Here is an 11,157-nt window from a genome sequence, read left to right as displayed (position 1 = left end):
CGCACCGCCCGCGCCTCCTGCGCCTGACGCACCGCCCGCGCCTCCTGCGCCCGACGCACCGCCCGCGCCGGATGCACCGCAGCCCGCCAACGACGACGCTCCGGCCCCGGAGCAGGCTCCGGCTCCGGTGAAGCGCGCCTACAGCGTCAACTGGGACGCGATCGCTGCTTGCGAGTCCGGCGGTAACTGGGGCATCAGCACCGGTAACGGCTACGCCGGCGGTCTGCAGTTCACCCCGAGCACCTGGCGTGCCAACGGTGGCTCGGGTTCCGCGAACGGCGCGAGCCGTGACGAGCAGATCCGGGTGGCCGAGAATGTGCTGCACTCGCAGGGCATCGGCGCCTGGCCGGTCTGCGGTCGTCGCGGCTGACCAACGAATTATTAACTGACGGCGGTGGTCGGGCTTAGGCCCGCCACCGCCGTTGGCGTCTCACTAGAAGTCGAATATCAGCAGGGTGCTGGTCGCGGTCGCCACGACCTTGCCTGAAGCGTCGGTCACGACGCCCTCGGTGAACCCCACGCGCGCGCCCGACTTCACCACGGTGCCGGTGGCGCTCAACGGGCCGGCGTCCAGTCGTACCGGCTTCAAATAGTTCACCTTGATTTCGATGGACGTGTATCCCTTGCCGGCGGGCAGCGTGCTGTGCAGCGCCAGCCCGGCCACCGAGTCGAGGACCGTGCACACCAGGCCGCCGTGGATGGCGCCGTTCGGGTTGTACATCGACGCGTCGGGCTGGCAGGTGAACACGACCTTGCCGGGCTCGACGTCGACGAGATCGAACTGCATGAGTACGGCCATGGGCGGTGGCGGAAGCTCGCGGGCGACCATCGCCTTGAGGTAGTCGATCCCGGGCACGGACAGGGCCCGCGAAACGGTCGGCGCCGGGTCGTGCCAGGTGACCGTTCGTGAAAGCTGGCGGCCCCAATGCTTGTTGCGGGTCGCTGCCTCGTCTTCGCTCGCTGTCGTCATCGTGTCCTTCCTGATTGCGGCTTGCCCTTTGGCCAGCGGTAGAGGTCGCGGTCCGGGTCATTGGGTTGTACTGCATGGTCGAGTCCCCAGGCCAGCAGCGCATCCAGGACGGGAACCAGTTCGCGGCCGGCCTCGGTGAGCTGGTAGTCGAATCGCGGTGGCGCCGTTTGATAGGGGATTCGCCGGATCACCCCGGCCTCCTCCAGGGCCTTGATCCGGGCCGCGACCCGGTCTCGCGGCGCGCCAGTGCCCCGGACGATGTCCTGAAACCGGGTGTTGCCCAAAGCTAACTCGCGCACGATCAGCAATGCCCAGCGTTCGCCGACCACGTCCAGTGCGGCGGCGATCGGGCAGTGTCGGCCGGGCAGGTCGGCCAAAGCGACATTCGCCACGAACAGCAGCATGTCACCGCACAGTTTGAAAATCAAACTCTGTAGGCCGTTCAACGCGCTCGCCGCGGCCTGCGTCGCGCTGTGTTACCAACGACTCATGACCGCAACGGCATTCGACAACCTCGACGACTACCTGGCACTGCCGCGTGTTTCCGGCCTGGCCGTATCTGCGGACGGGTCGCGGGTGGTAGTCACGGTGGCCGAACTCAACGACAAGCGAAACGAGTACGTCGGCGCCGTCTGGGACATCGATCCGGCCGGGCAACGGCACGCGCGCCCGCTCACCCGCGGCGCGAACGGAGACTCGTCACCGGTCTTCACCGTCGAGGGGGATCTGCTCTTCGTCTCGTCGAGGCCGACAGCCGAGAACGGCGATGACGGCAAGAAGCCGCCCGCCTCGCTGTGGCGGCTCCCGGCCGGCGGTGGTGAGGCGGTCGAGGTGTCGAGCGCGCCCGGTGGAGTCAGCGCAGTCCGGGCGGCACGCGGCGCCGACGCGGTCGTGATCGGTGCTGCGCTGTTGCCGGCCGCGCGTGACGTCGACGACGATCGAAGGCTGCGCGAGCTGCGCAAGGACGGCCAGGTGACCGCGATTCTGCATGCGGACTATCCAGTGCGCTTCTGGAACAAGGACATCGGCCCCGACGAGCCCCATCTGCTCGACGCGACGGGGCCGCGGGACCTGACCCCGCAACCGGGTGCGGCGCTGCTGGAAGCGGGATTCGACATCAGCCCCGACGGCAGTTTCCTGGTGACGTCGTGGCGAGTCTCCGGCCCAGGGCCCGCCCAGCGGTCGGTGCTGATGCGAGTGGACCTGGCATCCGGGCAACGCCGTGTGATCGCCGACGATCCGGACGCCAGCTTCGAACAGCCCGCGATCTCGCCGGACGGCACCGCGGTGGCCTTCACCCGCGACACCGTCTCCACGCCCGAGTGCGCTCCGCGAATGACGTTGCAATGCATGCGATTCGGCGAGCAGCCGCGATCGGTGGCCGACGCATGGGATCGGCGTCCGAGCGCGCTGACTTGGTCCAGCGATGGCGCGTTGTTGATCGTGACCGCCGACCAGAACGGCCGGGCCCCGATTTTCGCCGTGGAGCTGACGACATCGGCGATTACCCAACTCACCGATGACGATTTCGGCTACACCGATGTCGTCGCCGCGCCCGGCGATGTGCTGTATGCGTTGCGCAGCTCGTATGCCGCGCCGCCGCATCCGGTGCGCATCGATCCCGGCGGGAAAATCACGGTGTTGCCGTGCGTCGAATTGCCCACGCTGCCAGGAACATTGGCGGAGGTCGAGGCGACAGCCGCGGACGGTACGACGGTGCGGTCATGGCTGGTGCTGCCCGAAGACCCCGCGCCGGCTCCGCTGCTGTTGTGGGTGCACGGCGGCCCCTTGGGAAGCTGGAACAGCTGGGCCTGGCGATGGAACCCCTGGTTGATGGCGGCCAGGGGCTACGCCGTGCTGCTGCCCGACCCCGCGCTGTCGACCGGCTATGGACAAGACTTCATCCAGCGCGGCTGGGGAGCCTGGGGTGGGCCGCCGTTCGATGATTTGATGACGGCGACCGACGCGGCGTGCGCGCACCAGCGCATCGACGCGGCCCGGATCGCGGCGATGGGCGGCTCGTTCGGCGGATACATGGCCAACTGGATCGCCGGTCACACCAATCGTTTCGCTGCGATCGTGACCCATGCCAGCCTGTGGGCGCTGGACCAGTTCGGACCGACAACCGATACGGCCTACTACTGGCGCCGGGAGATGACGCCAGAGATGACCGCCGCGAACTCGCCGCATCATTTTGTCGCCGACATCAACACGCCGATGTTGGTCATCCACGGCGACAAGGACTATCGCGTGCCGATCGGCGAGGGTCTGCGGCTCTGGTACGAGCTGCTGGCGTCCTCGGCGCTGCCGGCCGGTGAAGACGGCAGCAGTCCGCACCGCTTCCTCTATTTCCCCTCCGAGGATCACTGGGTCATTGCGCCGCAGCACACCAAGATCTGGTATCAGGTGGTGTTCGGCTTCCTGGCCGAACACGTGCTGGGGGAGAGCGCCGAATGGCCGGAGGCGCTCGGAGTAGCGTCGCGCCCGTGACTGCAACGCGTGAATTCGACATCGTCTTGTACGGGGCAACCGGTTTCGTGGGCAAGTTGACCGCTGAATACCTGGCCCGGGCCGGCGGGAACGCGCGGATCGCGCTGGCCGGTCGCTCGCCCGACCGACTGCAGGCGATCCGCGACACGCTCGGGGAGTCGGCGCAGTCCTGGGAGGTGCTGACGGCGGATGCCTCGTCGCCGTCCACGCTGGACGCGATGGCGGCCAGGACGCAGGTCGTCATCACCACCGTGGGCCCCTACAGCCGTTACGGTCTGCCGCTGGTCGCGGCGTGCGCGGCCGCGGGCACCGATTACGCCGACCTGACCGGCGAGCCGCCGTTCGTCCGCGACAGCATCGACCTGTATCACAAGCAGGCCCAGGACACCGGTGCACGCATCGTGCATGCGTGTGGATTCGACTCCATCCCTTCGGATCTCACCGTGTACGCGCTGCATCGCCGGGCTCGCGAAGACGGTAGCGGTGAACTCATCGACACCCACTTTGTCGTTCGCGCGATGTCCGGCGGCCTCTCCGGCGGCACGATCGCATCCGGGGTCGAAGTGCTGTCCGCCGTCTCCAGCGACGCCGACGCGCGCCGCCAATTCGCGGATCCTTACACGCTGAGCCCAGACCGCGGCGCGGAACCCGAGCTCGGTGCGCAGCCCGACCTGCGCCGGCGCCGCGGCCGTCAGATCGCACCGGAGCTGACCGGCCTGTGGACGGCCGGATTCATGATGGCACCGGCTAACACGCGAATTGTTCGGCGCAGCAACGCATTACAAGATTACGCATACGGCAGGCGGTTCCGGTACAGCGAACACATGAGCCTGGGATCTTCGGCGGTCGCGCCGGTGACATCCGCGGTCATCAATGGGGTCGGCAACACGGTGTCGGCATTGGGCAGCCGCTATTTCCGGCTGCTGCCGCGCCGCCTGGTCGAGCGAGTGCTGCCCAAACCCGGCACCGGCCCGAGTGAAGCCGTTCGCGAGCGGGGCTTCTACAAGGCGGAGACCTACACGACGACGACCTCGGGGGCGCGTTACGTCGCCACCATGGCCCAGCAGGGCGATCCGGGATACAAGGCAACCTCGGTGCTGCTGGGCGAGAGCGGCCTGGCGCTGGCGCTGGATCGCGACGCTCTCTCGGACCTGCATGGTGTGCTCACCCCCGCGGCGGCGATGGGCGACGCCTTAATGGCGCGACTCCCCGCCGCCGAGGTCTCGCTGGAGACCGCGCGATTGATGCACCGCTGAGGCGCGACCGGCACCCGATCCGCTCTGTAAAGAACCGCTGTCGGACAAGATCAGCTGGGCTAGTGTCAGAAGTGAACCGAACAATCCCAGCGACGTTAGGTGGACGGGTCCATGTCTGGCCTTGAAGATCTTCTGTCTCAGATTCCTACGAGTGACATTGCAAGCAAGATCGGCGTCGACGAATCCGAAGTGAACAAAGCGGTGCAGTTGCTGGTGCCGGTATTGGTCGGCGGACTACACGACAGTGCGCAAGACCCCGAGCACGCCAGCAACATCGAGTCCGCGGCCGACAACCACGCCGCCAGCGGTCTGCTCGACGGCGGCGTGAACGTCGACCAGGTCGACCAGGCCGACGGCCAACAGGCCATCGCGAAGATCTTCGGTGGCAACGATGTCACCCAGGTTGCCAATGCGCTGGCCGGCGGCGGCGGGGGTAACAGCGATCTGCTCAAGCAGTTGCTGCCGATCTTGGCTCCGATCGTGCTGGCCTATGTCGGCAAGCAGCTGGGCCAGAAGAGCGCACCGGCCAACGAGGAGGCGTCCTCCGGAGGTGCGCTCAACGATGTGCTGGGCAGCATTCTCGGCGGCATGGCCGGCGGCAACAAATCGCTGGGCACCGTCTTGGGTAATGTGCTGGGCTCCAAGGCGGGCGACATTCTGGGCGGATTGTTCGGCAAGAAGTAGTAGTCGGCAACGTCCGGCATGGGCGGTGTTCGCCGCGCGCTCCGGTGCTTTCTAGAATTGACCGGTGACCCCTAGCCCAGAACGCGCCGCTGACACGCGGGCCGAAGACCTGCCCAAGGCGTGGGATCCGGGCGCGGCTGAAAGCGCGCTCTATGAGCGCTGGGTCGATGCTGGTTATTTCACCGCCGATCCGGCAAGCGCGAAGCCCGGCTATTCGATCGTGTTGCCGCCACCCAACGTGACGGGCAGCCTGCACATGGGTCACGCGCTTGAACACACCATGATGGACGCTTTGACCCGTCGCAAGCGCATGCAGGGTTATGAGGTGCTGTGGCAGCCGGGTATGGATCACGCGGGGATCGCCACCCAGAGCGTCGTCGAAAAGCAGCTGGCCGTCGACGGTAAGACCAAAGAAGACTTCGGCCGCACGTTGTTCATCGACAAGGTGTGGGATTGGAAACACGAATCGGGCGGTGCCATCGGCGGTCAGATGCGCCGCCTCGGCGATGGCGTGGACTGGAACCGCGAACGCTTCACCATGGACGACGGTTTGTCGCGAGCTGTGCGCACGATCTTCAAGCGGCTCTACGACGCCGGCTTGATCTACCAGGCCGAACGGCTGGTCAACTGGTCGCCCGTACTGGAGACGGCGATATCGGATCTCGAGGTCCGCTACGAGGACGTCGAAGGCGAACTGGTGTCGTTCCGCTATGGCTCGCTCGACGACTCCGAGCCGCACATCGTGGTGGCCACCACCCGGGTGGAGACGATGCTGGGTGACACCGCGGTCGCGGTGCATCCCGACGACGACCGCTACCGCGAGCTGGTCGGCTCCACGCTGTCGCACCCCTTCCTGGACCGCCAGATCATCATCGTCGCCGACGATCACGTCGACCCTGAATTCGGCACGGGCGCAGTCAAAGTCACCCCGGCCCATGACCCGAACGACTTCGAGATCGGCCTGCGTCATCAGCTTGCGATGCCGTCGATCATGGACACCCGCGGCCGGATAACCGCCACCGGAACGCAATTCGATGGCATGGACCGATTCGATGCCCGCGTCGCGGTGCGCGAAGCCCTTGCGGCGCAGGGCCGGATTGTCGCCGAGAAGCGGCCTTACCTACACAGCGTGGGACACTCGGAGCGTAGCGGCGAGCCGATCGAACCGCGGCTGTCGCTGCAGTGGTGGGTCCGGGTGGAATTGCTGGCCAAGGCCGCCGGCGACGCGGTCCGCAACGGCAACACTGTGATTCACCCTGCCCGGCTCGAGCCGCGTTGGTTCGCCTGGGTGGACGACATGCACGACTGGTGCATCTCGCGCCAGCTGTGGTGGGGTCACCGCATCCCGATCTGGTACGGGCCGGACGGTCAGCAGATCTGCGTCGGTCCAGATGAGACACCGCCCGACGGCTGGGACCAGGACCCCGACGTCCTGGACACCTGGTTCTCCTCGGCGTTGTGGCCGTTCTCCACCCTGGGCTGGCCTGACAAAACATCGGAATTGGAAAAGTTCTATCCGACAAGCGTTTTGGTGACCGGCTACGACATCTTGTTCTTCTGGGTCGCCCGGATGATGATGTTCGGGACCTTTGTCGGCGGCGACGATGCCATTACCCTGGACGGCGCCCGCGGCCCGCAGGTGCCGTTCACCGATGTTTTCCTGCACGGGTTGATCCGTGACGAGTCCGGCCGCAAGATGAGCAAGTCCAAAGGCAACGTCATCGATCCGCTGGATTGGCTGGACGTCTACGGCGCTGACGCGTTGCGCTTCACGCTGGCCCGCGGCTCCAGTCCCGGCAGCGATCTCAGCGTCGGCGAAGACGATGTCCGGGCGTCCCGCAACTTCGTCACCAAGCTGTTCAACGCCACCCGATTCGCGCTGCTGAATGGCGCGGCTCTGGGCCAGTTGCCGGATGGCGAACTCACCGATGCCGACCGCTGGATCCTGGGTCGGCTGGAAGAGGTTCGCGCCGAAGTCGATTCGGCCTTTGACGGGTATGAATTCAGCCGGGCATGCGAATCGCTCTACCACTTCACCTGGGACGAATTCTGCGACTGGTATCTCGAATTGGCCAAGACGCAGGTCGCCGACGGGCTCTCGCACACCACCGCAGTGCTGGCCGCGGCGCTGGACACCCTGCTGCGACTGCTGCACCCGGTGATTCCGTTTGTCACCGAGGCGCTGTGGCAGGCGCTGCGTTCGGCGACGATGCGGCCCGGTACGGACCGAGGAGGAGCTGGACAATCGGGCTCAGCCCAGGAGTCGCTGGTCGTCGCCGATTGGCCGGAGCGCTCCGGAGTTGAAGTGAATCCTGTTGCTGCGCAGCGGATCACCGATATGCAGAAGCTGGTGACCGAGATTCGCCGGTTCCGCAGCGATCAGGGCTTGGCCGATCGGCAGAAAGTGTCGGCACGGCTGTCGGGCATCGACACCGCCGACCTCAGCACGCAGGTCGGCGCCGTCACCTCGCTGGCGTGGTTGACCGATCCTGGTCCGGAGTTCAGCCCCTCGGCGTCGTTGGAGGTCGGCCTCAAGGGTGGCATCGTGGTCGTCGAGCTGGACACCTCGGGCACCATCGACGTGGCCGCCGAGCGTCGCCGGCTGGAGAAGGATCTCGCTGCGGCGCAAAAGGAATTGGCTTCGACCACAGCGAAATTGGGTAACGCGGATTTCATGGCCAAAGCCCCGGAGGCTGTCGTCGACAAGCAACGCGAGCGTCAGCGGGTGGCGCGTGAGGAAACCGACCGGATCACGGCCAGGCTGGCCGGGCTGAAGTGACGTTGGAACCCGACGACTCAGAGCCCACCGGTGTTCCCACCCCGGATGAGATCGCGGCACTGCTCCAGGTCGAGCATTTGCTCGACCAGCGTTGGCCGGAATCCAAGATCGAGCCCAGCCTGGACCGCATCTCGGCGCTGATGGATCTGCTCGGCTCGCCGCAACGCACCTACCCGTCGATCCACATCGCCGGCACCAACGGCAAGACCTCGGTGGCGCGGATGGTTGACGCGCTGCTGACCGCCCTGCAACGTCGTACCGGTCGCACCACCAGCCCGCACCTGCAGTCGGCGGTCGAGCGCATCGCGATCGACGGAAAGCCGATCAGCCCGGCGACATACGTCGCGACCTACACCGAGCTCGAGCCGTTCGTGCAGATGATCGATAAGCAGTCACAAGACAGCGGCGGCCCGGCGATGAGCAAGTTCGAGGTTCTCACCGCGATGGCATTCGCCGCGTTCGCCGATGCCCCGATCGAGGTGGCGGTCATCGAGGTCGGCCTCGGCGGGCGTTGGGACGCCACCAATGTGATCGACGCGCCGGTCGCGGTGATCACGCCGATCAGCATCGACCACGTCGAATATCTCGGCGACGACATCGCCGGCATCGCGGGTGAGAAAGCCGGCATCATCCACCGAGCCGAAGACGGAGCGCCGGACACGGTGGCGGTGATCGGCCGTCAGGTTCCCGAGGCGATGGAGGTTGTACTGGCCCAGACCGTCGACGCCGACGCCGCTGTCGCGCGCGAGGATTCGGAGTTCGCGGTGTTGAGTCGTCAGGTTGCGATCGGCGGCCAGCTGCTGGAACTGCAGGGCCTCGGCGGGGTGTACTCCGACATCTTTCTGCCGCTGCACGGTGAGCATCAGGCGCACAACGCGGCCGTCGCACTGGCCGCTGTGGAAGCGTTCTTCGGCGCCGGTGCCCAGCGTCAGCTCGACATCGACGCTGTGCGAGCCGGTTTCGCCGCCGCGTCCAGCCCCGGTCGGCTGGAAAGGATGCGCAGCGCGCCAACAGTTTTCGTCGACGCCGCGCACAACCCAGCGGGCGCTGCGGCGCTGGCCCAGACGCTGGCCGAGGAGTTCGACTTCCGGTTCCTGGTCGGCGTTGTGAGCGTACCGGAGGACAAGGACGTGGCCGGTATCCTAGCGGCGTTAGAGCCGGTATTCGATCGAATTGTGGTCACTCACAACGGATCACCGCGAGCGTTAGACGTCGATTCGCTGGCGTTGACCGCGCAGCAGTATTTCGGGCCGGATCGGGTGATCACCGCCGAAAACCTGCGCGACGCCATCGACACCGCCACCGCCCTGGTCGACGACGCCGATGCCGACGGCGAGGCGTTCTCCGGAACAGGCATCGTTATCACCGGATCGGTGGTCACCGCCGGCGCCGCCCGCTCGCTGTTCGGTCGTGACCCCGCGTGACAACGCCCGCCCCACCACCGCCCGAAGGTCCCAAACCCGACCCGTGGAAGAGCTTCCGCGGAGTCACGGCCGGCACGCTGATCCTGGAGGCGATCGTGGTGCTGCTGGCCCTGCCGGTGGTCGGGTCGGTCGGCGGCGGGCTTACCACGTTAGCCCTGACGTACCTGCTGGGACTGGCGGCGATCCTGATCCTGCTGGCCGGCCTGCAGGGCCGGTCGTGGGCCTTCTGGGCGGACCTTGCCGTGCAGCTGATAGCGATCGCGGGTTTCGTCATCTACCCGGGTGTCGGCGCCATCGGCCTGGTGTTCGCTGCGGTGTGGGCGCTGATCGCGTATGTGCGTTCGGAGGTGCTTCGCCGCGAGCGACTAGGGCTTCTTCCGGGTCAAGACCCGCCGCCGGACTGATCCACCGTCGTCGTGGGGCCGGATTCTTTCGGTACGCTGTGCGCCGTGACGAGCGCCGATACTGAGCAAACTCTCCTGTTGATCAAGCCCGATGGGGTCGAACGGCGCCTCGTGGGCGAGATCATCAGCCGCATCGAGCGCAAAGGCCTGACCATCGCCGCTCTGGAGTTGCGGACCGTCAGCGACAAGCTTGCGCGCAGTCACTACGCCGAGCACGACGGCAAGCCGTTTTTCGATTCGCTGGTCGAATTCATCACGTCATCGCCGCTGGTAGCGGCGATCGTCGAGGGTCCGCGGGCGATCGCCGCGATCCGGCAACTTGCTGGCGGGACCGATCCGGTGGAGAAAGCCGTACCGGGCACCATCCGCGGCGATTTCGGCCTCGAAACGCAGTTCAACCTGGTTCACGGCTCTGATTCGCCGGAATCCGCTGAGCGCGAGATCGCGCTCTGGTTCAGCAAGGATTGATAACGGGTCGGGCGCACTTGGTCCGACCCGGCAGATCGATATGGGATACTGATATACGGGTGAACGTCGCCAAACCGGCTTCCGACGCCCGAATGAAGACTTCGACAAGCGCGACCACCGCGAACCGCGATGCGGCGCCGACTGTCAAGCCATCATTCAGACCGGCACTGAGCGCGTTCCACCCGAACCGCTCGGAGCAAGACCATCACAAGTCCGGGAGGAAGTGACCCGGGCCCATAGCGAAGCCCTCGCGTGGCCGCGTCGACAAGACGCGCCCGGGGGCTTAAGGAGAATACGTGATAGACGGTGGCCCATCCTCTGAGGTTCCAGAAGACCCGTCGCAGCACGAGGATCTGCCAGATCGGCTAAGGGTTCACTCCCTGGCTCGGGCGCTGGGCACCACCAGCAGACAGGTGCTCGACGCGCTGACTGAGCTCGACGGCCGAATTCGTAGCGCTCATTCCACCGTCGAACGAGTCGACGCGGTCCGCGTTCGCGACCTGCTGGCCAGCGCGCCGGCCACGGCCGGCACGTCAGTCGTCACTGCCGAGGCGCCTGCGGACGGCGAGACCGACGAACCCGAGTCGCGAACAATGCTGGAGACGACGACCTCCGAGCGACCCGAGTACATGCCGCTTTTCGTCGCGCCCCAACCGGTCGAGCGACCCAAAGAATCGAACGA

General features: G+C 66.4%; 10 protein-coding genes and 1 pseudogene. 9 read left to right on the top strand and 2 right to left on the bottom strand.

From position 1 onward, the window contains the following. A partial coding sequence (locus WAO18_RS15085; RefSeq protein WP_422207066.1) for a transglycosylase family protein occupies positions 1–370 on the top strand: 370 nt, incomplete at its 5' end. Positions 371–433: 63 nt separating this feature from the next. On the opposite strand, the gene WAO18_RS15080 is transcribed toward WAO18_RS15085, so the two are convergent. Both WAO18_RS15080 and WAO18_RS15075 read right to left on the bottom strand, forming a co-directional pair. Next, positions 434–970 carry a PaaI family thioesterase gene (locus WAO18_RS15080; protein WP_422207065.1) on the bottom strand — a complete coding sequence of 179 codons (537 nt, stop codon included), beginning with the start codon at positions 968–970 and terminating at the stop codon, positions 434–436. After that, positions 967–1,374 carry a winged helix-turn-helix transcriptional regulator gene (locus WAO18_RS15075; protein ID WP_422207064.1) on the bottom strand — a complete coding sequence of 136 codons (408 nt, stop codon included), beginning with the start codon at positions 1,372–1,374 and terminating at the stop codon, positions 967–969. Before WAO18_RS15075 ends, WAO18_RS15080 begins: the two co-directional genes overlap by 4 nt. An 85-nt stretch (positions 1,375–1,459) precedes the next feature. On the opposite strand from WAO18_RS15075, the gene WAO18_RS15070 reads away from it, so the two are divergent. The 8 genes and pseudogenes from WAO18_RS15070 to WAO18_RS15035 form a co-directional block, all read left to right on the top strand. Then, the gene (locus tag WAO18_RS15070) at positions 1,460–3,460 is read left to right on the top strand and encodes an alpha/beta fold hydrolase (protein WP_422207063.1); all 2,001 of its coding nucleotides are present in this window, start codon (positions 1,460–1,462) and stop codon (positions 3,458–3,460) included. Next, complete coding sequence (locus tag WAO18_RS15065; protein ID WP_422207062.1) at positions 3,457–4,716, top strand: saccharopine dehydrogenase family protein; 1,260 nt, start codon at positions 3,457–3,459, stop codon at positions 4,714–4,716. The genes WAO18_RS15070 and WAO18_RS15065 overlap by 4 nt, the downstream gene beginning before the upstream one ends. A gap of 111 nt (positions 4,717–4,827) precedes the next feature. Beyond that, positions 4,828–5,400: a DUF937 domain-containing protein gene (locus WAO18_RS15060; protein ID WP_422207061.1), complete on the top strand. Its 573-nt coding sequence runs from the start codon at positions 4,828–4,830 to the stop codon at positions 5,398–5,400. A gap of 64 nt (positions 5,401–5,464) precedes the next feature. Further along, complete coding sequence (locus WAO18_RS15055; RefSeq protein WP_422207060.1) at positions 5,465–8,179, top strand: valine--tRNA ligase; 2,715 nt, start codon at positions 5,465–5,467, stop codon at positions 8,177–8,179. Then, entirely contained in the window at positions 8,176–9,603 is a 1,428-nt protein-coding gene (folC, locus tag WAO18_RS15050; RefSeq protein WP_422207059.1) for a bifunctional tetrahydrofolate synthase/dihydrofolate synthase, read from the top strand. Before WAO18_RS15055 ends, folC begins: the two co-directional genes overlap by 4 nt. After that, a complete protein-coding gene (locus WAO18_RS15045) occupies positions 9,600–10,007 on the top strand; it encodes a DUF4233 domain-containing protein (RefSeq protein WP_422207058.1) in 408 nt (135 codons plus the stop codon). Before folC ends, WAO18_RS15045 begins: the two co-directional genes overlap by 4 nt. 45 nt (positions 10,008–10,052) lie before the next feature. Continuing rightward, positions 10,053–10,475, top strand: a complete 423-nt coding sequence (ndk, locus tag WAO18_RS15040) for a nucleoside-diphosphate kinase (protein ID WP_422207057.1) — start codon at positions 10,053–10,055, stop codon at positions 10,473–10,475. A gap of 296 nt (positions 10,476–10,771) precedes the next feature. Next, positions 10,772–11,157: pseudogene (locus tag WAO18_RS15035) on the top strand (ribonuclease E/G); the annotation flags it as partial.

Source organism: Mycobacterium sp. (assembly GCF_049278535.1).
Taxonomy (GTDB): domain Bacteria; phylum Actinomycetota; class Actinomycetes; order Mycobacteriales; family Mycobacteriaceae; genus Mycobacterium.
Note: the sequence above shows the minus strand (reverse complement) of the source record. Positions and strands in the feature narration are given on the sequence as shown.